Below are 22,139 nucleotides of genomic sequence, written 5' to 3' on the forward strand. Positions count from 1 at the left end.
CCGAATTCTTTCGCCTCTATCGGTTTGACCATCCCATCATGACGTCCATTACGCAGCGTACAGAATCCCGTAAAACAGGAAACGGCGTCCTTCGCCGCTTATACAAGCGGCTTACCGGTCGACGGGACATTCTCGTTCCCTACTTTAATTTCCAACGAGTACTAAAAGGGGAAATGGAATCGGCCGTCTTGAAAGAAATATTTCGATTACGTTACGAAGTTTACTGTTTGGAACGTAATTTTCTTGATGAGAATATTTTTGACGGGGAGATGGAATCTGATGAGTTCGACGACTGTTCCATTCACTTCGCTGCTTATACCCTGAGCGACGAAATCATCGGTACGGTACGGCTTGTGCAGCCAGGTGTGGAACGGGCATTTCCCTTCGCTTCCCACTGCGCAGCGTTCCCGGAGTTTATCCATCCACATCCGGACCAAGCCGCTGAAATTTCACGTCTGGTCGTCCGTAAAACCTTCCGCCGCCGGCGTGGCGACTCGATGGAAGGTATCTCCCAAGACTTCATGGAACGAGGGAAAACTGAAAAAATTCAGCCCCGATCGGCAATGCAGCGCGACAAACGCGGAAATAGTCCGTTATTATTGCTCGGGCTTTACCGGGAGATGTTCCGGCATAGTCGACAAAATGGCATCAGATATTGGTATGCGGCAATGGAACGTTCCTTGGCTCGCTCTTTAGACAAGATGGGGTTTCGGTTTGTTCCAGTGGGACCGCAAGTGGATTACTACGGCCCTGTCACATTGTTTATGGCAGATCTTGAGGAACTGAACGAGCGTTTATACCGGGAAAATAAATTCTTAGCAGCATGGTTCAATGATGAACCCATTCCTTTTTGGATCGTGGCAAAGACCATGGCCAGTAATTTCCTGGAGGCACGCTCCAAGAAAAAATAACTAGGGTCCGAGACAGGACAAAAATATATTCATGAATAACGGAAAAACGCGCGTCGATCCCGAGGCGTTTCTATCTCGTATTGGTTTCGCGGCGCATCAGGAAACCTATGACCACGCTAACAGCCAGATTTTTCGCGCATACCGAGGGCATGCAGGCACGGCACCGAGCGATATTTTCAGGCTGCGTCACCAGGTCTATTGCGTAGAATGTGCTTTTCTCCCGGTCGAACACTCGGTCGACGGGATGGAACTGGACGACTATGACAACGACTCCACCCATTTCGCCGCCTACACCATGGACGAAAAACTGGTAGGCGCGGTCAGGCTCGTTCAACCTGAGCCTGACAGGGCCTACCCCTTCGAATTGCACTGCGAAGTCTTCGATGATTTCAATCTGCCTGAGCGCGAAGAAGCAGCCGAGGTATCACGCCTGGTGGTCAAGAAGAGCCATCGCCGCCGTCGCGCTGACAGCGTACTCGGCATTCCCGGATTCGCTCCCCTTCCAGGCCACGACTTCGATCCCACCGTCGATCGTCGCGACAGCACGTCGCCCATGCTCCTGCTGGGGATGTATCGTGAAATGTTCCGCCACAGCCTGGAAGCGGGGATCCGGTACTGGTACGCGGCGATGGAGCGCTCGCTTGCGCATGCGTTGAAGAAAATGGGATTCCGTTTCCAGGCAATCGGGCCGGAAGCCGATTATTACGGCTCTGTCACGCCTTACGTCCTCGACCTGCATGACCTGGGACGCAAGATGATGCATACCAACCCGGAACTGGCTTCATGGTTCAGTGAAAAAGTCCCGGTCGTCGAACGTCATCACCCTTCACGCATGCACGTTGTGCGCAAGCCTGAATCAGGCAGCGATATTAATTAATTTGGTGACGTGGTTGCGGAAGCTGTGAACGACCATATTGGGCGCGGACGGTACATCCATTCCAGCCAGCATATCGTGCATCATTGCCACGGCCAGCGCAGCCACCGAGAAACTGCCCACGGCAATCTGCGATGCCGGGCAGACCGTGCCATCTTCCATGATGGTCAGCGCCTTCGAGACCTCTTCCATCACCTGGGAGTCCAGGTGAGCGCCGATGCGGGCCATGACGCGTCCGAACACTTCTGTATAGCTGAGATTGCCTGCAGCGGCGGCGGCCTCGACATCTTTCTGCAGGATTGCCGGCAGCGAGTTGCCGGCGTTCGGCGGGAAATACAGTACACCCGCCCCGAAACCGATATTCATGGCCGTGAAAATTGGCTTGGCCAGTGCCGCGGCATTCCCGTGCAACGCCAGTACAGCCGAGAGGTCGACGAAATCGATCGTATCGAAGATCAGATCGACCTTGGCGACCAGCTCCGCCGCATTGTCGGCGTCGAGCATGGCAACGTGCGCCTCGACCTGGGCTTCCGGGTTGATCCGCAAAATATGCTTTTTCAGCGACTCGACTTTCGGCATACCGACGTCCTCGAAATCGAAAAATTGACGGTTCAGGTTATGCGCATCGACGACATCGCCATCGATCAAGACAAAATTCTGGAAGCCGCTACGGGCAGCGCAAATCACCGGACCACTGCCAAGACCGCAGCCTGCGAACAAAATCCGTTTGGTCCGGATTTGATCCTGGGTTGCCGCTGCAATGTAGCCGCTATTGCGTTTAACAAACTCGTCGTACTGGAAAGTGGCCATGATTGTTCCGATCGTAGAGGTACGTTTATGTGTGGACATAATTGTAGACAGAAAAACCTGGCCGGGACAGATGATTCAAGTGTCGGGATACTTTACAGTTAGTCGTCAGTAGTCAAGTAAACTATTTTTCAAGAACAAAAATAGTCATATTAATCAATAACTTAAACATATATTTGATTAGCTGGCATGCCTCGTGCTAGTAGAGGCATATTGCAGTCGTACACGTCAACCCTTGTGAGGAAATACAAAATGAACGTCAAGAAAATTTCGGGTATCGCCGCTGGTGTCGCACTGGCATTCGGCATGATGGCTCCAGCAAGCGCAGTCACCCTGACCGCTGGCGATCTGAAGATCACCTTCAATGCCTTCGATGCCGGCACCGTCAACTACGGTAACAGCGCTAGTGTCAAGTGCACCAGCGTGGTCGCTTGCGACAACGTCGCTGGCATCAACAAGGCGCCGAATTCGTTCGGTAGCGAAGACACCTGGGGTATCTTCTCGGTACAGAGTATTTCCAAAGTGTCGGATGGCAGCGCCATCTACACCGCTGGCCAAGGCGGCAAATTCCTGACCGGTATGTTCGGCGGCATCATGGATACGGCTGTTGAAGTTGCAGGCTCCCTGTCCCCAACCACCACGACCTTCGGTACCGGCGGCTGGCTGAACATGTACGAAACCACCACCAACTACGATTCGTCGTTTGGTCCTAGCGGCCGTCTGGGTGAAAAAGGCTACAACGGCATCACCAACGTCGGCGGCACGCTGGCGCTGGAAGCCGTCTTCGGTGCTGGCGTTTCAGGCGGCAACACTGAATACACCTACAACTCGACCTTCAACAACTCGACCATCGGTGGTAACGGTCTGGGCTACCTGGACGTCCTGAGCGGTTCGTTGTACGACCTGTTCAACACCAACTCGCAAATCGATCCGAACGGCAACGCTCGTGACCTGTTCCTGAAAACCACCTTCAGCCAGACCGGTGCTTCTGCTGCTGCAGGCTGGACCGTCGATGCTAGCGGCGACGTCCTGGGTGAAGTTGGTGAAGTTCCAGAGCCAGGTTCGGTCGCTCTGCTGGGTCTGGGCCTGGCCGGTCTGGCAACCCTGCGTCGTCGTCGCCGCGCCTGATCGCACTGCATTCGTACCGAAACAATGCCTGGCATTGAGCTGACTTCCCAGAATTTGGACAGTTAGTTCGCCGGGCAGCAAAAAGGCTGAGTTCTGTATAACAGAACTCAGCCTTTTTTATTGGCAATCATGATTATCCATATCAGGGTGATGACATGGTCGCGGCCACGCGCGATTGGCGCAGGGGGTATTGACATGCCCAGCGCTCGGCCTTGCGGTAGTGGGACGGACCCGTATTAGTTGTTCTCGATGCCCGGCAATGCCTCTTTCGGCCCATCCGCAGGCTTTGGCGAGAGGAATGCTTTGTGGAACAAATGCCGCGCCAGCAATAGCGGCGGCATGCGTAGCCAGTTGCCGCGCACATACAGCAAGAAATGGGCGGCGCCATCGAACCGCCGAGCGCACTCGGGATGTGGCGGCGCCAGTGCCCGCAGAAACAGCGCATCCATCCATTGCAGCACGATACGGGGCGGTGCATATTCGGCAGCGGCCGCCATGACCGTGGCGGGCACGGGCGTGCCATACAGCCGGGTGGCATAGCGTAGCGCGTAGAACATGGGGCGTGTCAGCGACAGCGCATTCGCGCGCTTGACCATCCCCTCCCAGAAGCCGGGCTCGGCGCCAAAATGCGTCGCCAGGCGATGCATATCGAACAGGTCGCGCAAGCCCTGGTCGAATTCGCCCCCGAAGAACAGGTGGACGGCGCTGTGCAGGAACATATCGTGCGGGCACAAGGTGCTCACGCCCAACGCGCCAAGCTCACCAGCAATCGGGCGCGCCGCGGCGCGCAGCATGGCCGGATCGGGCCGCACCGGCGCCGTTTCGGGCAGGATCGCGTGGTGGACGTCGATGGCATTGCCGCGGCGCAGATGCACCATCGGCGGCAGCTCATGCATCCAGCTACGGTAATAACGCTGGTCGTAGGCGTCGTGGTGGGTGCTGGCCCAGCCATGGACCATCAGCGCACTTTCCACCTCGTGCAGGCTGTCCTTGGGCACGAGGATGTCGATGTCCGAGAACAGGCGGCCACGACCGGATGGCAAGCCGGCCATCGCATACGCCGCCCCTTTGAGCAAGATCAGGGGCAGACCCAGGTCGGCCAGGTCGCTGTGGATACGCTCGACCTCGTAGCCGGTCAGGCGACGGTGGCGCAGTGCGACGATGCGGGCCGCCTCGAGATGCTCGCGCGGCTGCGGCGGCACGTCCTCGAGCAGGCCATGCTCTTCGAGCAGGAAGACCAGGATCGCGCCGACATTGGCACTGTTGGCTTGACGCAGCAGGCGCTCCCAGCCGGGTAAATCAAGAAGCCGGACGCGGCCTGGCGTCGACAGCACCTCGACCAGCAGCGATGGCGGGCGCGCCGTCACGCCGTCACGCCCGCGAGACGGTCGAACAGGGCCACCGCTTCGTCCAACTGGCTGTAGCGGAACTCGTGGCCGTCACAGCCCTCGACCAGATCGGCCAGGCAATCGAAGCCGGCAGGACCCAGCACGAAATAATTGAACGCGTTTTCAGCCACGCGAATGAACAATTGGCCCTTGGGCAGCGGCATGAGCGTGGTGGGTGCGCCCGCCTCGTAGCGTGGAAACACGATGTGACGCGCACGCCCAACGTCGCCGACTCGCGCCACGCTTTCCGTCGGGGCCTTCAGGTGCGCGATCGTGCCCTTGTTGGTGCCGGGTACCGATGGGCCGAGCACGGCGTCGGGTGCAAACGCGCGAATCACGTCGATCGAGGCATTCTTGAGACTCACGGGGCGCACCAACGGCGCGAGCATGCCGTCGCTGCGCCGCACCAGCGTCAATTCATCCGACAGCAGGCGCCAGCCGCGGCATACCAGAGCGGCGCACAGCGTGCTCTTGCCAGAGCCGGGCGGGGCCGGCAGGACGATCGCACAACCATTGCGCTCGATGACGGCGGCGTGCACGATCAGATAGCGGTGGGCACGGTTCGAAACGCACCAGTTCATGACCCATTCGAACATCGGCCAGGCCTGCGCCACCGGCAGCGGGGCGAATGGCTCACGGCCATCGTGGTCAAAACGCACCTGCGGATGCCACCAGCGGCGCAGGCCGCTGCTCTGGCGCAGGCGCACCTGGAAATCGGCGAAGCCCCCCGGCTCCTCGATCGGATTGTCGCGATACATCAACCCGATGCCATCGGCGACCAGGGGAATATTCGATTGGATTCGGCTGACAAACGGTCCGGTACGCAGTAACAGACCAGGGCCGCCCAGGCGCCGCACCAGTTCGGCACGGCCCAGATCGGCTACAAGGGGCATGGTTCGATCAGATTCAGGCAGGAGAGTTGTTCGAGCAGCTCAGCCACATCATGGGTCAGCGTGGCGTCGTCGACTTCGAAACGTTCGCGCAGGACTGCGGCAAGGGCCGATTCGGGCGTGGGCGCGGCGCCTATATGTTGCAGCACGACCAGGGCCTCGAGGGTCAGCAGATGGGTCGCGCCGGACACTTCATTGAACAACACCACGTCGTCCTGCCACTCGCGGTAATGCAGAACTGCAGGGCCTGGACGACGCCAAGCCCCGGATTGCTCACTCGCCGTGGACAGCGACAAGATATTTCCTGACCTGATGGATGTTCCAGAATTCGCTGGCATTAACCTTGTACAGGCCGCCATTCTTGAGCTCGTTCCACATGCGCTGCAGCGTCGGCACGTCGAGGAAGTCGATGCGGCGCGAGATGACGTTCAGGTAGGCCGTGGACAAATGCCGCCCGATATACGCGTATTGCGAGTCGAAATCGGCCGTCATCACCTCAGCCAGCGTGTGCGCAAAGTAGGTTTTCTCGAAGCGTTTTTCGCGGCAGCTGAACACATCCGCAAAACGCTTCGACTTGTTGCACGGCCAGCTGCGCTGGACATGGCACCAGTTCGATGGCGACAGCGGATAGCAACGCTGTTCGGTGGCGACATTGCTGTTCAGGCCAGCCGAGTGGAATGCCGATGCCGACTCGCACACGAAACCGGTTTTCTGGAGCGTCGCGTGGCTTTCAAGCGTCATCAACACACCTGCCGCGCCCAGGCCGGCTTTGGCCAGGCGGCGCCGCGTGGCGCCATGCTGGGGCATCGCCGAAGGGAGGTGAAGGTGTTGCGGCTCGTTACCGCTTTGTTGCTGATCGTTAGCCACGGCTAGTCCTCGATTTCATATACGCACTCAGATGACTGAGCAAGTTTCGTGCCCGAAAGATTCCTGCGGGAATATTTTCACTTAAAACAACTACTTAGGCGCTTGTCAAGCACGATTCACACTGCATTGTAGAGCCGGACACCGGGGCAGTGTAAAAATAATCGACAGCGGCTTAGAAGAAGCTCTCTGGGATGACCAGAATGTCGCCTGGACGCATCATGATGTTGGCCGAGATATCGCCATCCTTGATGAGGTCATCGAGACGCACAGGAAGTTTTTCTTGCTTTCCATCAACGGTACGAATGATGCTGGCTTTATTGCCCGAGGCAAATTCAGTCACGCCACCGACGGCGATAACAACATCCATCACCGACATTTCACGACGGTATGGCAACGCCTGAGGACGCGCCGCCTGGCCGATAACGCGGATCTGGTCGTTGAAGTTGCCAATGAAATTGGTCACGATAACGGTCACAACCGGTTGCTGGATGAACTTGGCCAGCGCACCCTCGATATCGCGCGCCAGCTGGGTCGAGGTCTTGCCGGCAGCCGGCAAATCTTCGACTAGCGGGGTTGTGATCTTGCCGTCCGGACGTACCGGGACCGTCATCGACACTTCCGGATTGCGCCAGACGATAATGTTGACGCTGTCGCCAGGGCCGATCAGGTAATCCGGATTGATCGGCGCCATCGCGGCGGTGCTAGGCGGCAGCGGCGTGGCGCAGCCGGCCAGGATCAGCATGCAGGCAGCGGCGCCAGCGGCGACCAGGTGTTTCGTCAGTTTCGTCATCATTGCGTTCATCCCTTGCGCGCTCCGTAATCCACCTGCCTGCATGGTTTACCGCGCGAATCAATAATTGTTATTTCGCCATCATGGCCTGCGCTATTGTAGCGCAGACGGGGATGGGAACAAGCCATGCACAATTGAAATACTTTCTTGTTGCGAGATCAACACGTTGGCATCGGCAGGTGTGTGCAGACCGCGCTAGCGCTCCAGCAATTCCTGCACGTGGCGTACCGGAATCGCATACGTAATCCCGCTTGGCGCCGTGATGGCGGTCTCCTTCAACCCTTTCACGAACACCATATTGATTACCCCCAGAACCTGCCCGGTCTCGGGATCGTAGAGCGGGCTACCGCTATTGCCTGGATACGCGGTGCCGTCGAGCTGATAGATGCTGAAGGGCGAGCGTTGCAGCTGCACCACGGCGCGGGCATCGAGCCGGCGCGCGCTAAGCGACGGCTGCATCACCGGCGTGATCGCCGCCAGCAGCGCGCGGTGCGTGGCCGGATACAGGCCCAGCACCATCCCGAGCGGGAAACCGGTGAATGCCAGCGCCTGCCCCTCGGCCGCCATGCCCGCGTTCCCCAGGCGCAGTGCCGGCAATGGTGCGCCCTCGAGGCGCAAGTGGGCCAGGTCGTGCTGGCGGTCAAGTCCGACCAGCTGCGCCGCGCGAAAGCGCACGCCGGCGCCGTCGGGCACCACGATCCCCAATTTTTCCAGCTTGGCCCCGTCGAGTTCATTGGGTACCACGTGGGCATTCGTGATCACGCTCAGGCCATCGCCGACCACGAAGCCGGTGCCACTGAACACGATGGCCGGGCTGCGTGTCTGCATCTGGGTGCCGATGCCGACGATCGACGGCTTGACCGCCGCCACCGTCTGCGGCAGCGTGGCCGCAGCAGCAGGTATCACGTGGCACACCAGCGCTGCCAGAACGACGGCAACGAGCTTTTTTCCAATCAATTGACTAATCATCAAACAATCTCGTTAGGTTGTAGTTGCACGACGGAAGCAATCGTACGGCCCCTTTCGGTTTTTAGCCATTACAATAAGGGTCTTTGAATTTCAGCAACATTTTCGATGCCTCGCCATGCTCCCGCCATACCATCCTGATTCCAAAAAATACAACAAGCGATTTCGCTAAATGTTTGCGATAATGCAACAGTTAAGCGTCCTGTAATGAAATTTACTTAAGCTTTTCCTTTGACTGTTTGCGCTTGTGTTGCAAACAGACGGTATCGTTTACCCAGAATCGCTGGATTTTCTAACCCGCAATTGCAATTGCTTAGGGTACAAGCGATCATGCACTTTGTTTATTTGTGAGCCTGGTCTTTTGCAGACCAGAACCCGACCGGCGAGACTGACACGATGGCTGAAATTACTTCCCAGATTCTTAATCTATTAAAAGCCATCGGCAAGTACCGCTGGCATGCGGTCATCATCGCCTGGGTGGTGGCGCTGGCCGGCTGGCTGGTTGTCTACAAGCTGCCGAATCAGTATGAGGCGTCGGCACGCGTGTATGTCGATACCCAGAGCATTCTCAAGCCACTGCTGTCGGGCATGACCATGCTGCCGAACCTGGAACAACAGGTTCTGTTCATGCGCCGCACCCTGATCAGCCGTCCTAATGTGGAGCGGGTGGTGCGCGAGGTCGATCTCGACGTCAAGGCAACTGACGCCAAGGAAATGACCAAGCTTGTCGATGACATGATGGCCAATATCAAGATCGGCGGCACCGAGCGCGATGACATCTACACCATCAGTTACACCGGCAGCAGCGCGCGCGAGGGCAAGGACGTGGTCCAGGCCTTCCTGACCATCTTCGTGGAAGGCAGCTTCGGCGGCAAGAAACAGGATTCCGAAAAAGCGGTGCAGTTCATCGACGACCAGATCCGCAGCTACGAAGAGCGCCTGGCCGCGGCCGAGAATACCTTGAAGGAATTCAAGATCCGCCACATCGGCATGTTGCCAAGCGAAGGCGCCGACTACGGCACGCGCATGGTCGCCACCAACGAAGGCCTGAACCAGGCGCGCCTGGAATTGGCCGAAGCCGAACAGGCGCGTAATGCCATCCGGCGCCAGATTTCGGGCGGCGGCAGCAGCGCAGGCGGCACGCGCCCTGCGCCGATCTTCATCGATCCGGAACTGGACGAGCGCATCGCCACAGTCAACAAGACGCTCGATACGCTGCGTACCCAGTACACCGAGCAGCATCCCGACATCGTCGCCAATCGCCGCCTGCTCGAGCAGCTGCGCGAGCGTCGTGCCGAGGCAGCCAAGAATACCAAGCCGAGCATGGATCCGGGCGCCAACTACAGCCCGATGCTGCAACAGCTGACCGTGCAGTTGTCCGACGCCGAAGCACGCGTCGCCTCGCTGCAGGCGCGGGTCGCCGAATACAGCGGCCGGGTCGGCCGTTTGCGTGGCCAGGGCGAGCAGGTGCCGGAGATCGAGGCCCAGCTGTCGCGCCTGAACCGCGACTATGAAGTCAATCGCGAAAACTACCAGAAGCTGGTGGCGAGCCGCGAGTCGGCCAAGCTGTCGGGCGACCTGTCGTCAGCCACCGACATGCTGACCTTCCGCGTCATCGATCCACCGACCGCGCCTGAAATTCCAAGCGGCCCGAACCGCCTGCAACTGTTCTCGCTGGTCTTCGTTGCCGCCCTGCTGATTGGCCTGGCCGGTGCATTCCTGCTGAGCCAACTGCGTCCAACCTTCCTCAGCCAGGCGACCCTGCGTGAAGTCACGGGTCTGCCGATCCTGGGCTCGGTCAGCATGAACTGGACCGCCGAGCAGACCGTGCTGCGCAAGCGCCGCCTGCTCGCTCTGGCCGCCTCGGTGCTGCTGCTGTTCGGCATTTATGGCGCCGGCATCGCCACCATCATGGTCCGTCCGACGTTGTAAGGCCGGTTGGCCAACAAGGAGCAAATGTGAGCATTATCGAAAAAGCGGCCAGCCGCATCGACCAGCAGCGCCAGAACGCTGCTGCCACCCCTGCAGCCGTGATCGTGGCGGATCCGCTCGACCCCATCACCACCGATGCCGGCTTCGTCCCGGCGCGCGCACCCGAGCAGGCCGCCGCTCCGGCTGCGCCGGATGTTGCCCCCGCTACTGTCTCCGGCGTGGCGCCGGCTGTTGCACCGACCACGGGCCGCCACAGCACCCGTCGCATCGAACTGGACCTGGCGCGCATGCGCGAGCTGGGCATGGTCACCGCCGCCGGCGGCCGCACGAACCTGCTGGAAGAATTCCGAATCATCAAGCGTCCGCTGCTCAAGCGTGCATTTGCCGAGCGCGGCCCGAAAGACAATCCGGGCAACCTGATCATGGTGACGAGCTCGCTGCCGGGCGAAGGCAAGACCTACAGCGCGATCAACCTGGCGATGAGCATCGCCATGGAACTCGATCACACCGTGCTGCTGGTCGATGCCGACGTGGCGCGTCCTTCGGTGCTGCGCACGCTCGGCCTGCCGGCCCAGCGCGGCCTGATGGACATCCTGCTCGACGACACGCTCGACCTGTCGGACGTCATGCTGCGCACCAACGTCGACACGCTGTCGATCTTGCCAGCCGGCACCAGCACACCCCGTGCGACCGAGCTGCTGGCCAGCTCGACCATGACGGCGATGGTGCACGAACTGGCGCACCGCTATCCGGACCGCGTGATCATCTTCGATTCGCCGCCGCTGATGCTCACCAGCGAATCGCGCGTGCTGGCCAGCCACATGGGCCAGATCATCGTGGTGGTGGAAGCCCAGACCACGACCCAGCACGCGGTCAAGGAAGCACTGCAGCAGCTCGAAGGCATGGCCAACGTCAATCTCCTCTATAACAAGACCAGGGACATTCCTGGCATTGAAGAAACGTATGACTACCACTATGGCTAAAGGGCGCGCCAGCCTTTCCGTGCCGCGCCTGGCGCCATTGGCAGCAGCAGCAATGCTGCTGGCCGCGTGCCCGGCGCAGGCCGAATGGCGCGTCACGCCGCTATTGCTCGTCAGCGAAATCTGGACTGACAACGTCAACCTGACTGAGGACCAGTTCGCGCACAGTGACCTGATCACCCAGGTTTCGCCAGGCATCACGGTGGTCAACCGCAGCCGGCGCCTGACAGTCGATGCCACTGCTCAACTGCACGGTTTCGCCTACCTGCACGACAGCGACAAGCGCAACCTGGCCGACCCGGGCGTGATTGGCGCCGCGGACAGCACCTCGAACACGCAGCGCACCTACAGTGGCAATCTAAAAGGCGAGCTGCTGTCCGACCTGTTCTTCGTCGAAGCCACCGCCTCGCGTGGCCAACAGAGCCTTTCGGCATTCGGTCCGCGCGCGGGCAACGACCTGTATTCGAACCGCAATCGTGCCGAGATCGATACCTGGAGCATTAGCCCCTACCTGACCCACCGCTTCGGCAGCTTTGCCTCCGGCTTGGTGCGCTACACGCGCGACTCGGTCGGCGGCGGCGATGCTTTCGGCTACAACAACACTGGGGGCGACACCATCCATGCGACGCTTGCCAGCGGCGCATCCTTCAGGACCGTCACCTGGGGCATTACCTACGTAAAGCAGAAACTGGGCGGCGCCGACTATGGCGACTCGACGAACGAGAACCTGGCCACCAACCTGCGCTACGTGCTGAGCCCGCGCTGGTCGTTGCTCGCCAACGCCGGTTACGATCGCTACCGCTACGAAGGTCTGGGCGGTGGCGATCAGGGCGCCAACTGGTCGCTCGGCGCTGCGTGGTCGCCATCGCTGCGCACGAACGTTCAGGCAACGCTCGGACGTCACTTCTATGGCACTACCGGCACGTTGTCGGCGTTGCACCGTTCGCGCCACACAACCTGGAACATCAGCTACGACGATATCGTGACGACCTCGCGCGAGCAGTTCCTGTTGCCGTCGACGCTCGATACGGCCAACCTGCTCAACAGCATGTTTGCCACTGCCTACCCCGACCCTGTCGAGCGCCAGCGCATCGTCGCAGCGTACATTCAGGCCAACGGGTTGCCGTCGTCACTGACCGACAGCGTCAACTATCTGAGCAATCGATTCATACGCCAGAAATCGCTGCGCGCATCGATGGGATACAGCAAGGGAATCAGCAACGCCGTATTCTCGGCATACGCCAACGACCGCAATGCCCTGTCCGATCAGCAAAGCGACAGTTCGTTGCTGGGCATGGCGCAAAACAGTCTGAACGACAACGTGCGACAGCATGGTTTCGACGCGAGTTATACGTATCGGCTCAGTTCCCGTTCCAACCTGACCGCCGGCTACGACTTCAACAAGAGCGAATCCCGTTCCGGGAACTACGAAGACCACCAGCGCACGCTGCGCTTTGGCGTGTCACGCCGCTTTGGCGATCTGCTCGCCGCCGCCGACCTGCGCCGCCGCAGCGGCACCGTCGGTCGCTGGACCAACGACGGCGCCACCAGCAACGGCACCTACACCGAGCACGCCATTGTGGCGAGCCTGTCCATGCAGTTCTGAGAGCTACGACAATCACGATGTACGAAACCTATTACGGCCTGTCGGCCAAGCCATTCCAGCTGCGCCCCGATCCGCACTTCTTCTACGGCTCGAAGGGCCACAAGCGCGCCATGGCCTACCTCGAGTACGGCCTGTCGCAGGGCGAAGGCTTCATCGTCATCACGGGCGAAGTCGGCGCCGGCAAGACCACGCTCGTGCGCAACCTGCTCGGTCACCTGCCGCATGACCAGATCATCGCCGCGCACATCGTCAACACCAGCCTCGATCCGGAAGACACGCTGCGCATGGTGGTTTCGAGCTTCGGCCTGTCGTTCGAAGGCCAGAGCAAGGCCGAACTGCTCAACCGCCTCGAACAGTTCCTGCGCACCGTCGACCGCCAGGGCAAGCGCGCCCTGCTCGTGATCGACGAAGCCCAGAACCTCAATGCCCGCACGGTAGAAGAACTGCGCATGCTGTCGAACTTCCAGACCGACGAGCGCTCGCTGCTGCAGACGTTCCTGCTTGGCCAGCCCGAGTTTCGCGCCACCCTGCACAGCCCCGGCATGCAGCAGCTGCGCCAGCGCGTGATCGCCAGCTACCACCTGGGCCCGATGGATGCGGCCGAGACGCGCGCGTATGTCGAACACCGCCTGGCCACCGTCGGCTGGCAGGGCACGCCCTCGTTCGACGATGGCGCGCACGCAGTGATCTACGCCTACAGCGGCGGCATCCCGCGCAAGACCAACACGCTGATGGACCGCGTGCTCCTGATGGGCTATCTGGAAGAACTGCAGGCGTTCACCGAAGCGCACATCAACGACGTGGTGCGCGACATCTCGGAAGAATTCGATGCGCCCGACACCGACGATTTGATTGATGCACAAGCCGGCCAGAAGACGGCCGACGGCCACGCCAATGAACTACACCCGGGCGAACGCCGCGCCAGCGTCGAGCAGCTCGACGAACGCATGATGCGCCTCGAGAAATCGATCGTCTCGGTGTTGTCGATCCTGAAGAAGATCGCGGCTACCCCACCGACTGCAGCCGGCGCCGCGCCCCATCACCCGGACCATCAGGAGTAACGCCCCATGAAAATGACCGCTCCCGCAGCCCGGCCGCGTCCAGCGCCGGGTGAAAAAATCCGCAACGCCATGACCTGCGACGTGGAAGACTACTTCCAGGTCTCGGCGTTTGCCCCGTACATCGACCGCGCCAGCTGGCCGACGCGCGAATGCCGCGTCGAAGCCAATATGGAACGCATCCTGGCGCTGTACGAGCGCGAAGGCGTGCGCGCCACCTTCTTCACGCTGGGCTGGATCGCCGAGCGCTATCCCGCCATGGTGCGCCGCATCGTCGAGGCTGGCCACGAACTGGCCAGCCACGGCTACGGCCACCTGCGCGCGTCGGACCAGAGCCGCGCCGAATTCGACAACGACATCCGTTCGGCCAAGGCGCTGCTGGAAGACATCGGCGGCCAGCAAGTCGTCGGCTACCGCGCGCCGAGCTTTTCAATCGGCCACGCCAATCTGTGGGCGCTCGAGGCGCTGCACGAAGCCGGCTACAAGTACAGCTCGAGCATCTACCCGATCGCGCACGACCACTACGGCATGCCCGACGCACCCCGTTTCGCGTTCTACCCCAACGGCCCGGATGGCATCCTCGAAGTGCCGATCACCACGGTGAAAATGGCTGGCCGCCACCTGCCGGCCGGCGGCGGCGGCTACTTCCGCCTGCTGCCGTACGCGCTGTCGCGCTGGATGATGGAAAAGGTCAACCGCGAAGACGGCGAGTCGGCCCTGTTCTACTTCCACCCGTGGGAAATCGACACCGACCAGCCGCGTCCCGAAGGCCTGGGCGCCAAGGCGCGCTTCCGTCACTACGTCAATATCGACCGCATGGAGCGCCGCCTCGAACAGCTGGCGCGTGATTTCAAGTGGGACCGCATGGACCGTATCTTTCTGGACAAGCCATGAATTCGATCATCGAAGCGGCGCAAGCCAGGCGCGCGGCGCCACATGCCGCAGCCGCCGGGCCGCAGACGCTGCATTTGATGACGCCGCAGAGCGCGGCGCGCTGGGACGCGTTCGTGCGCGCCTGCCCCGAGGCCACCTTCTTCCACCTGTCCGGCTGGCAGTCGGTGATCGAGCAGTCGTTCGGCATCAAGACCTGGTTCTATTTCGTCGAGCAGGATGGCCAGATCCAGGGCGTGCTGCCGCTGGCCGAGATCAAGAGCCGCCTGTTCGGTCATTCGCTCGGCGCGATGCCGTTCTGCGTGTATGGCGGCGTGGCCGCCATTGACGACGGCGCGCGCGTGCTGCTCGACGGCGCGGCCGATGCGCTGGCACGCCAGCTTGGCGTGGGCCACCTGGAATACCGCGCCATGGAACGCGCACACCCGCATGACCCTAGCTGGCTGACCAAGGAACTGTACGTCACGTTCCGCAAAGAGATCAGCGCCATCGACGACGAAAACCTGAACGCCATCCCGCGCAAGCAGCGCGCCATGGTGCGCAAGGGGATCAAGCTGGGTCTGAAGGGCGTGGTCGAGGACAACGTCGAGAATATGTTCACGGCCTACGCCCACAGCGTGCTGCGCCTGGGCACCCCGGTGTTCCCGAAGAAGTACTTCGCGCTGCTGCAGAAAACCTTCGGCGCCGAATGCGAAGTGCGCTCGATTTATACGCAGGATGATCGCCTGGTCGGCTCGGTGCTGTCGTTCTACTGGCGCGACGAAGTGGTGCCCTACTACGGCGGCGGCATGGACCTGGCGCGCGAAGTGGCGGGCAATGACTTCATGTACTGGAACCTGATGCAGGCAGCCAGCGCGCGCGGTTGCCGCCTGTTCGATTTCGGCCGCAGCAAACTGGGCACCGGTGCCTACGACTTCAAGAAGAACTGGGGTTTCGTCGCCACGCCGCTGCCGTACGAGTACAAGCTGTACGCCACCGATGCGCTGCCGGACAATAACCCGCTGAACCCGAAGTACCAGTTGTTCATCAAGGTCTGGAAAAAGCTGCCGCTGCCGGTGGCGAACTTCCTCGGGCCTTACATCGTGCGCAACCTGGGCTGATAACGTGCAAGACCTGCTGCTGCTGATCCACCGCATCCCGTACCCGCCCAACAAGGGCGACAAGATCCGCTCCTACCACCTGCTCAAGCACCTGGCGCGCGACTACCGCGTGCACCTGGCCACGTTCGTCGACGATGCCGACGACTGGCAGCACGTGCCGACGGTAGAGGCGCTGTGCGCCAGCAGCCATTTCGCGGCATTGCATCCCCTGCGCGCACGCGTGCGCAGCCTGGGCGCGCTGGTCAGGAACCGTTCGCTGTCGCTCGATTATTACGAGGATGCCGGCATGGCGCGCTGGGTCGACCAAGCAGTCGCCACGCACAAGATCGATCGCGTGATGGTGTTCTCGTCGCCCATGGCGCAGTACGCCGACAAACTGGCCGGGGCGCGCCGCGTGATCGACTTTTGCGACGTCGATTCGGACAAGTGGCGCCAGTACGCCGACAAGAAGTCACCGCCAATGAGCTGGCTGTACCGGCATGAAGCGCGCCAGTTGCTGCGTTACGAGCGCCAGGTCGCCAGCGAATACGACGCGTCGCTGTTCGTCTCGGCGCCCGAAGCCGATCTGTTTCGCAAGCTGGCCCCGGAAAGCATCGCGCGCATCGGCCACTTCAGCAACGGCGTCGATACCGAGTATTTCTCGCCCGAGCACGCGTTTGCCAGCCCGTACGCCGTCGGCGAACGCGCCCTGGTGTTTACTGGCGCGATGGATTACTGGCCCAACGTCGACGCGGTGCAGTGGTTCTGCGACGAGGTCTTCCCGGCGCTGCGCGCGCGCGATCCTGCCCTCTCCTTTTACATCGTCGGCTCGCGTCCCAACGCCCAGGTGCAGGCGCTGGGCAGCCTGCCTGGTGTGACCGTGACGGGCACCGTGCCCGACGTGCGCCCGTTCATTCGCCACGCCTGCGTGGCGGTGGCGCCGCTGCGCATCGCGCGCGGCATCCAGAACAAGGTATTGGAAGCGATGGCCATGGCCACGCCGACCGTGGTCTCGCCGCAAGCGCTCGAAGGCATCGACGCGCTGCCCGGCAGCGAGCTGGCGGTGGCCGACGGCGCGCCAGCCTGGATAGAGACCGTGGGCGCGCTGCTGGCGCGTCAGGACCAGCTCAACACCATCATGGGCCGCGCCGCACGCGCGCGGGTCGAACATCACTACAGCTGGCCGAGCAATCTGGCCTGCATCGAGGAGCGACTGGAATGCACGTGACCCCCCCATCCGGCATCGCCGGCGCGAACCTGGACACCGCCCTGGACGCCAACCTGGTTGCTACTCCCACGCCGCTGGCGCGCTCGAGCGCCATGCTGATCGCGCTGGCGCTGCTGGCGCCCTTCTTCCTGTACCTGAGCACCGCCGAATCGCTGGTCGCGATCTGGAACAGCTCCGAGACCTTCGCCCACGGCTACGCCATCCTGCCGATCAGCCTGTGGCTGATCTGGCGTCGGCGCGACGTGTTCGACGCGATTCCCGCGCGCCCGTGGGCGCCGGCCCTGATCCTGCTGGCGATGCTGGGCGCCGGCTGGCTGCTGGCGCGCATGGGCGAAGTGCAGGTCGTGATGCAGTACGCCTTTGTCGCCATGTTCCCGATCATCGCCCTGGGCATGCTCGGCCCGCGCCTGGCGGGGGCGCTTGCGTTTCCATTGCTGTTCCTGCTGCTGGCGGTGCCGTTCGGCGAAGTGTTCGTCGGCCCGCTGATCAACCTGACCGCCGACTTCACCGTGTGGGCGGTGCAGGCCACCGGCATCCCGGTGCTGCGCAACGGCACCCGATTCGATCTGCCCACCGGCTCGTGGTCGGTGGTGGAAGCCTGCAGCGGCGTGCGTTACCTGATTTCATCCGTCACGCTGGGCTGCCTGTACGCCTACCTGACCTACCAGTCGACCAAAAAACGTCTGCTATTTGTGGCGGTGTCGATCGTCGTGCCGATCATCGCCAATGGTTTGCGTGCCTACATGATCGTGATGATCGGCCACTTGTCGGGCATGGAACTGGCCACCGGCGTCGACCACCTGATCTACGGCTGGGTGTTCTTCGGCCTGGTGATGCTGCTGATGTTCTGGATCGGCAGTTTCTGGCGCGACGACGAGCCGCTGCCCGCAAGCGAATTGCCAGTTGCAGCGCGTACCAGCCGCGATGGCGTGCCCCCTGTCAGCACGGCCCGCATGGCGGCGATGTGCGCCGCCGTGGTGGCCGTGACCGCGCTGTGGCCGGGCTTTGCCCGCTACAACGACGCGGCCAACCTGAACCCGCAGCCGGCGCAACTGACGAGCGTCTCGATCGGCTGGCCGCAGGTGGCGCCATTTACTGGCTGGACGCCGCGCTGGGTCGATCCGGACGCCACGTACCGCGCCACCTTCCGCAACACCGAGGCGATGGGGCCGGTCGCGCTCGACATCATGTACTACCGCAACCAGCGCAACGGCAAGGCCCTGATCAGCTCCATCAATATGCTGGCCGAGCCGGACGACGCCTGGCATGCGCTCGGCGGTTCGGCGCGCAGCGAGACGATCAACGGCAAGCCGGTCACGCTGCGCGAGACGCGGATGACTGGCCCGGGTGGCCAGTTCCTGGTGTGGCAGTGGATGTCGATCGACGGCCACCTGACCTCGAACAACTACGTCGGCAAGCTGCTGCAGGCCCAGGCCAAGCTGCGCTTCCGCGGCGACGACGGCGCCGTCGTGCTGATCTCGGCGCCGGTACGCGACGACCAGGAAGCGGCGCGCGCGGCCCTGCGTGCCTTCCTGGCAGGCGAAGGCGAGGCCATCGAGCGCGCGCTCGAGCACGCACGTACGCATTGAACGGGGCCGAACAAGACATGCACAGTGACTTGTCCGTGCTGAACGCCCAGCGGCCTCTCGTGGTGCATCTGGTGTATTCGCTCGATGTGGGCGGACTGGAAACGCTGCTGGTCGATTGCATCAACCGCATGCCGGCCGAAAAATACCGGCATGCGGTGGTATGCCTGACCGGCTACAGCGCGTTCGCCGACAAGATCACGCAACCGGGCGTCGAACTGTACGCGCTCAACAAGCCGCCCGGGAACGGGCTGCGCGTGCACGTCGATTTCTGGAAGCTGATGCGGCGCCTTCGCCCGACGATCCTGCACACTTACAACCTGTCGGCGATGGAGTACTGCTTCACGGCCGCCGCCGCCGGCGTGCCGGTGCGCATCCACGCAGAGCATGGCCGCGACGCGTCCGATCCGCATGGCCTGAACCGCAAGCACAACATCCTGCGCCGCCATCTTGCGCCGGTCATCGACCGCTATGTGCCGGTGTCGGACGATTTGCACCGGTGGTTCGCGGAGGTGGTCGGCATCCCGGCGGCAAAGAATCACCTGATCAAGAACGGTGTCGACACGGCCCGCTACGCCCCGCGTGCGCAGGCCAGCACCGCTGCGCCGTGGCGCGCCGACGACATCGTCATCGGCGCCGTCGCGCGGGTGCAGGACGTCAAGAACCACGCCAGCCTGGTGGCCGCCTTCGCGCTGCTGCGCGAGCGCCTGCCGGCCCTGCGCGACCGGCTGCGCCTGACGATCGTCGGCGACGGCCCGTTGTACGGCCAGGTGAAGCAGCAAGTCAACGACGCCGGCCTGCAGGACGTGGTGTGGCTGCCCGGCGCGCGCGCCGACGTGGCCGACCTGCTGCATGGCTTCACCATCTTCGCCCTGCCCTCGCTGGCCGAAGGCACGCCGGTCTCTCTGCTCGAAGCGATGGCGTGCGGCTTGCCGTCGGTGTGCTCGCGGGTGGGTGGCATTCCCGAAGTGGTCACCGATGACGTGCATGGTATCTTGGTGTCGGTCGAGATCGACGCGCTGGCCGACGCGCTCGCGCGTTACGTACAAGACCCGGCCCTGAGGGCGCGCCACGGCGCCGCGGCCCGTGCGCGCATCGAAGACAAGTACAGCATGGCTGCCATGCTCGGCGCCTACACCGCGCTGTACGACGCCCTGTATGCGCGCAAGGCCCAGGCGCGACAACGCCCCACCGTCAACTCTTAACTTCAGCGGAACCAGAACAGCATGTGCGGAATAGTCGGCATTTTTGATACCCTCGGCAACCGGGAAATCGACCGCGCGGCCCTGGGCCGCATGAACGAGAGCCAGCACCATCGCGGGCCCGACGAGGGCGAGCTGTATCTGGAGCCGAGCATGGGCATGGGCCACCGCCGCCTGTCGGTGATCGACCTGGCCAGCGGCCAGCAGCCGATCGTCAACGCCGAGTGCGACGTGGTGATGGTGTTCAACGGCGAGATCTACAACTACCGCGAACTGCGCACGGAGCTGCAGGCGCTGGGCTTTGTGTTTCGCACCAAATCGGATTCCGAGTCGCTGCTGCACGCCTACCAGGCCTGGGGCCCGGACTGCGTGCACCGGCTGCGCGGCATGTTCGCGTTTGCGATCTGGGATCGCAAGCAGCAAACGATGTTTTTGGCGCGCGACCATGTCGGCGTCAAGCCGATGTTCTATTCGCTGCTGCCGAACGGCCTGTTCGTGTTCGGCTCCGAGCTCAAGTCGATCATGACCCACCCCGAACTGTCGCGCAAACTCAATCCGCGCGCGGTCGAGGATTACTTCGCCTTCGGCTACGTGCCCGAGCCGCACACCATCTTCCACAACGCCTACAAGCTCGCGCCGGGCCACCGCATCGTGATCAAGGCCGGTGCGCGCGACGTCAAGCCCGAGCAGTACTGGGACGTGCCGTTCAAGCGCGCCCCGGCCCGCCCGATGCAGGAGATCGAGCACGAACTGATCGAGCGCGTGCGCGAATGCGTGCAGAGCCAGACCGTGGCCGACGTGCCGCTGGGCGCCTTCTTGTCGGGCGGCGTCGATTCGAGCGCGGTCGTGGCGATGATGGCGCAGAATAATCCCGAGCCGGTCACCACCTGCTCGATCGGCTTCGACGACCCCGAATACGACGAATCGAAGTTCGCGAGCGAGGTGGCCACGCGCTACGGCACGACCCACCACGCGCAGATCGTCGACAAGGACGACTACGGCCTGATCGACACGCTGGGCCACCTGTACGACGAACCGTTCGCCGACAGCTCGGCGATCCCCACGTACCGCGTGTGCCAGCTGGCGCGCAAGCACGTGACGGTATCGCTGTCGGGCGATGGCGGCGACGAAAGCTTTGCCGGCTATCGCCGCTACCGCTACGCGATGGCCGAACAGCGCGTGCGCGACAAGGTGCCGGCCAGCCTGCGCAAGCCGGTGTTCGGCACGCTGGGCAAGCTGTATCCGAAGGCCGACTGGGCGCCGCGCATGTTCCGCGCCAAGACCACCTTCGAGGCGCTGGCGCGCGACACGGTCGAGGGCTACTTCCACGGCGTGTCGATCATGCCCGACCGGGTGCGGGCGCAGCTGTTTTCCGATTCGTTCAAGCGCGAACTGCAAGGCTACAGCGCGATTGACGTCTTCCTGCGCCACGCGGCCAATTCGCCGACGGACGATCCGCTGTCGCTGATCCAGTACCTCGACTTCAAGACCTGGCTACCGGACGATATCCTGACCAAGGTCGATCGCGCCAGCATGGCGCATTCGCTCGAGGTGCGCGTGCCGCTGCTGGACCATACGTTCGTGGAATGGGCGTCAAGCCTGCCGCCGGACATCAAGCTTGGCGGCGGCGAAGGCAAGTACATCTTCAAGAAGGCGCTCGAGCCCTATCTGTCGCACGACGTGCTGTACCGTGCGAAAAGGGGATTTTCGATTCCGCTGGCGGCCTGGCTGCGCGGCCCGCTGCGCGAAAAATTGCGCGCGGCCGCGCTGTCGCCGCTGCTGCTCGACACCGGCATGTTCAACGAAAAATTCTTGCGCGAGATGGTCGACCAGCATATCGCCGGCAGCAAGGATTACAGCGCGCCGTTATGGTCGGTGCTGATGTTCGAGACGTTCTTGCGGGTGAGCGCCAACCGCCCATAAATGCCGGCCTGCCGCAGCGGCCACGATTTCTCA

20 protein-coding genes are annotated in these 22,139 nt (G+C 62.1%); 13 read left to right on the plus strand and 7 right to left on the minus strand.

Annotated features, from left to right (window positions below; genetic code table 11):
- The first annotated feature begins 38 nt into the window (after positions 1-38).
- Both AB2N08_RS12805 and AB2N08_RS12810 read left to right on the plus strand, forming a co-directional pair.
- Positions 39-911 (plus strand): PEP-CTERM/exosortase system-associated acyltransferase, encoded by an 873-nt coding sequence (locus tag AB2N08_RS12805; protein ID WP_367611031.1) that lies wholly within the window; start codon positions 39-41, stop codon positions 909-911.
- Between the two features lie 31 nt (positions 912-942).
- Positions 943-1,788, plus strand: a complete 846-nt coding sequence (locus tag AB2N08_RS12810; protein WP_367611032.1) for a PEP-CTERM/exosortase system-associated acyltransferase — start codon at positions 943-945, stop codon at positions 1,786-1,788.
- On the opposite strand, the gene AB2N08_RS12815 is transcribed toward AB2N08_RS12810, so the two are convergent.
- A complete protein-coding gene (locus tag AB2N08_RS12815) occupies positions 1,768-2,595 on the minus strand; it encodes a HesA/MoeB/ThiF family protein (RefSeq protein ID WP_367611033.1) in 828 nt (275 codons plus the stop codon). The two genes, AB2N08_RS12810 and AB2N08_RS12815, sit on opposite strands and share 21 nt — an antisense overlap.
- A gap of 249 nt (positions 2,596-2,844) precedes the next feature.
- On the opposite strand from AB2N08_RS12815, the gene AB2N08_RS12820 reads away from it, so the two are divergent.
- A complete protein-coding gene (locus tag AB2N08_RS12820) occupies positions 2,845-3,720 on the plus strand; it encodes a PEP-CTERM sorting domain-containing protein (protein ID WP_367611034.1) in 876 nt (291 codons plus the stop codon).
- A 236-nt stretch (positions 3,721-3,956) separates the two neighbouring features.
- Here the strand turns inward: AB2N08_RS12820 and AB2N08_RS12825 are convergent, their stop codons facing one another.
- The 6 genes from AB2N08_RS12825 to AB2N08_RS12850 form a co-directional block, all read right to left on the minus strand.
- Positions 3,957-5,087: a nucleotidyltransferase domain-containing protein gene (locus AB2N08_RS12825; RefSeq protein ID WP_367611035.1), complete on the minus strand. Its 1,131-nt coding sequence runs from the start codon at positions 5,085-5,087 to the stop codon at positions 3,957-3,959.
- On the minus strand, positions 5,084-6,001 hold the full coding sequence (locus AB2N08_RS12830) for an HprK-related kinase A (RefSeq protein ID WP_367611036.1): 918 nt from the start codon (positions 5,999-6,001) through the stop codon (positions 5,084-5,086). Before AB2N08_RS12830 ends, AB2N08_RS12825 begins: the two co-directional genes overlap by 4 nt.
- Positions 5,989-6,294, minus strand: a complete 306-nt coding sequence (locus AB2N08_RS12835) for an HPr-rel-A system PqqD family peptide chaperone (protein ID WP_367611037.1) — start codon at positions 6,292-6,294, stop codon at positions 5,989-5,991. The genes AB2N08_RS12830 and AB2N08_RS12835 overlap by 13 nt, the downstream gene beginning before the upstream one ends.
- A complete protein-coding gene (locus AB2N08_RS12840; RefSeq protein WP_367611038.1) occupies positions 6,272-6,865 on the minus strand; it encodes a hypothetical protein in 594 nt (197 codons plus the stop codon). Before AB2N08_RS12840 ends, AB2N08_RS12835 begins: the two co-directional genes overlap by 23 nt.
- Before the next feature lie 172 nt (positions 6,866-7,037).
- Positions 7,038-7,607, minus strand: a complete 570-nt coding sequence (locus AB2N08_RS12845) for an XrtA/PEP-CTERM system exopolysaccharide export protein (RefSeq protein WP_367611039.1) — start codon at positions 7,605-7,607, stop codon at positions 7,038-7,040.
- A 243-nt stretch (positions 7,608-7,850) separates the two neighbouring features.
- Positions 7,851-8,624 carry a S1 family peptidase gene (locus AB2N08_RS12850; protein ID WP_367611040.1) on the minus strand — a complete coding sequence of 258 codons (774 nt, stop codon included), beginning with the start codon at positions 8,622-8,624 and terminating at the stop codon, positions 7,851-7,853.
- Positions 8,625-9,017: 393 nt separating this feature from the next.
- Between AB2N08_RS12850 and AB2N08_RS12855 the strand changes: the two genes are divergently transcribed.
- The 10 genes from AB2N08_RS12855 to AB2N08_RS12900 are packed head-to-tail and all read left to right on the plus strand — an operon-like array spanning position 9,018 to position 22,106.
- Positions 9,018-10,553: an XrtA system polysaccharide chain length determinant gene (locus AB2N08_RS12855; protein WP_367611041.1), complete on the plus strand. Its 1,536-nt coding sequence runs from the start codon at positions 9,018-9,020 to the stop codon at positions 10,551-10,553.
- Between the two features lie 26 nt (positions 10,554-10,579).
- Positions 10,580-11,536, plus strand: a complete 957-nt coding sequence (locus AB2N08_RS12860) for an XrtA-associated tyrosine autokinase (RefSeq protein ID WP_367611042.1) — start codon at positions 10,580-10,582, stop codon at positions 11,534-11,536.
- On the plus strand, positions 11,517-13,139 hold the full coding sequence (locus tag AB2N08_RS12865; protein ID WP_367611043.1) for a TIGR03016 family PEP-CTERM system-associated outer membrane protein: 1,623 nt from the start codon (positions 11,517-11,519) through the stop codon (positions 13,137-13,139). Before AB2N08_RS12860 ends, AB2N08_RS12865 begins: the two co-directional genes overlap by 20 nt.
- Positions 13,140-13,156: 17 nt before the next feature.
- Positions 13,157-14,200, plus strand: coding sequence for an XrtA/PEP-CTERM system-associated ATPase (locus AB2N08_RS12870; RefSeq protein WP_367611044.1), 1,044 nt, complete (start codon positions 13,157-13,159; stop codon positions 14,198-14,200).
- Between the two features lie 6 nt (positions 14,201-14,206).
- Positions 14,207-15,091: an XrtA system polysaccharide deacetylase gene (locus AB2N08_RS12875; RefSeq protein WP_367611045.1), complete on the plus strand. Its 885-nt coding sequence runs from the start codon at positions 14,207-14,209 to the stop codon at positions 15,089-15,091.
- Positions 15,088-16,188 (plus strand): FemAB family XrtA/PEP-CTERM system-associated protein, encoded by a 1,101-nt coding sequence (locus AB2N08_RS12880; RefSeq protein ID WP_367611046.1) that lies wholly within the window; start codon positions 15,088-15,090, stop codon positions 16,186-16,188. Before AB2N08_RS12875 ends, AB2N08_RS12880 begins: the two co-directional genes overlap by 4 nt.
- A gap of 4 nt (positions 16,189-16,192) precedes the next feature.
- Complete coding sequence (locus AB2N08_RS12885; RefSeq protein ID WP_367611047.1) at positions 16,193-17,395, plus strand: TIGR03087 family PEP-CTERM/XrtA system glycosyltransferase; 1,203 nt, start codon at positions 16,193-16,195, stop codon at positions 17,393-17,395.
- Positions 17,386-18,984 (plus strand): exosortase A, encoded by a 1,599-nt coding sequence (xrtA, locus tag AB2N08_RS12890; RefSeq protein WP_367611048.1) that lies wholly within the window; start codon positions 17,386-17,388, stop codon positions 18,982-18,984. Before AB2N08_RS12885 ends, xrtA begins: the two co-directional genes overlap by 10 nt.
- 17 nt (positions 18,985-19,001) lie before the next feature.
- On the plus strand, positions 19,002-20,186 hold the full coding sequence (locus tag AB2N08_RS12895) for a TIGR03088 family PEP-CTERM/XrtA system glycosyltransferase (protein ID WP_367611049.1): 1,185 nt from the start codon (positions 19,002-19,004) through the stop codon (positions 20,184-20,186).
- Positions 20,187-20,207: 21 nt separating this feature from the next.
- Positions 20,208-22,106 carry an XrtA/PEP-CTERM system amidotransferase gene (locus AB2N08_RS12900; RefSeq protein WP_367611050.1) on the plus strand — a complete coding sequence of 633 codons (1,899 nt, stop codon included), beginning with the start codon at positions 20,208-20,210 and terminating at the stop codon, positions 22,104-22,106.
- Positions 22,107-22,139 lie beyond the last annotated feature (33 nt).

The organism is Massilia aurea (assembly GCF_040790145.1).
GTDB lineage: Bacteria > Pseudomonadota > Gammaproteobacteria > Burkholderiales > Burkholderiaceae_D > Telluria > Telluria aurea_C.

Bases quoted from the DNA above. Each gene is read 5' to 3' on its own strand.
- AB2N08_RS12805 (WP_367611031.1), top strand. From the start codon at position 39: ATGACGTCCATTACGCAGCGTACAGAATCCCGTAAAACAGGAAACGGC.
- AB2N08_RS12810 (WP_367611032.1), top strand. From the start codon at position 943: ATGAATAACGGAAAAACGCGCGTCGATCCCGAGGCGTTTCTATCTCGT.
- AB2N08_RS12815 (WP_367611033.1), bottom strand. From the start codon at position 2,595: ATGGCCACTTTCCAGTACGACGAGTTTGTTAAACGCAATAGCGGCTAC.
- AB2N08_RS12820 (WP_367611034.1), top strand. From the start codon at position 2,845: ATGAACGTCAAGAAAATTTCGGGTATCGCCGCTGGTGTCGCACTGGCA.
- AB2N08_RS12830 (WP_367611036.1), bottom strand. From the start codon at position 6,001: ATGCCCCTTGTAGCCGATCTGGGCCGTGCCGAACTGGTGCGGCGCCTG.
- AB2N08_RS12845 (WP_367611039.1), bottom strand. From the start codon at position 7,607: ATGCTGATCCTGGCCGGCTGCGCCACGCCGCTGCCGCCTAGCACCGCC.
- AB2N08_RS12850 (WP_367611040.1), bottom strand. From the start codon at position 8,624: ATGATTAGTCAATTGATTGGAAAAAAGCTCGTTGCCGTCGTTCTGGCA.
- AB2N08_RS12855 (WP_367611041.1), top strand. From the start codon at position 9,018: ATGGCTGAAATTACTTCCCAGATTCTTAATCTATTAAAAGCCATCGGC.
- AB2N08_RS12865 (WP_367611043.1), top strand. From the start codon at position 11,517: ATGACTACCACTATGGCTAAAGGGCGCGCCAGCCTTTCCGTGCCGCGC.
- AB2N08_RS12870 (WP_367611044.1), top strand. From the start codon at position 13,157: ATGTACGAAACCTATTACGGCCTGTCGGCCAAGCCATTCCAGCTGCGC.
- AB2N08_RS12875 (WP_367611045.1), top strand. From the start codon at position 14,207: ATGAAAATGACCGCTCCCGCAGCCCGGCCGCGTCCAGCGCCGGGTGAA.
- AB2N08_RS12880 (WP_367611046.1), top strand. From the start codon at position 15,088: ATGAATTCGATCATCGAAGCGGCGCAAGCCAGGCGCGCGGCGCCACAT.
- xrtA (WP_367611048.1), top strand. From the start codon at position 17,386: ATGCACGTGACCCCCCCATCCGGCATCGCCGGCGCGAACCTGGACACC.
- AB2N08_RS12895 (WP_367611049.1), top strand. From the start codon at position 19,002: ATGCACAGTGACTTGTCCGTGCTGAACGCCCAGCGGCCTCTCGTGGTG.
- AB2N08_RS12900 (WP_367611050.1), top strand. From the start codon at position 20,208: ATGTGCGGAATAGTCGGCATTTTTGATACCCTCGGCAACCGGGAAATC.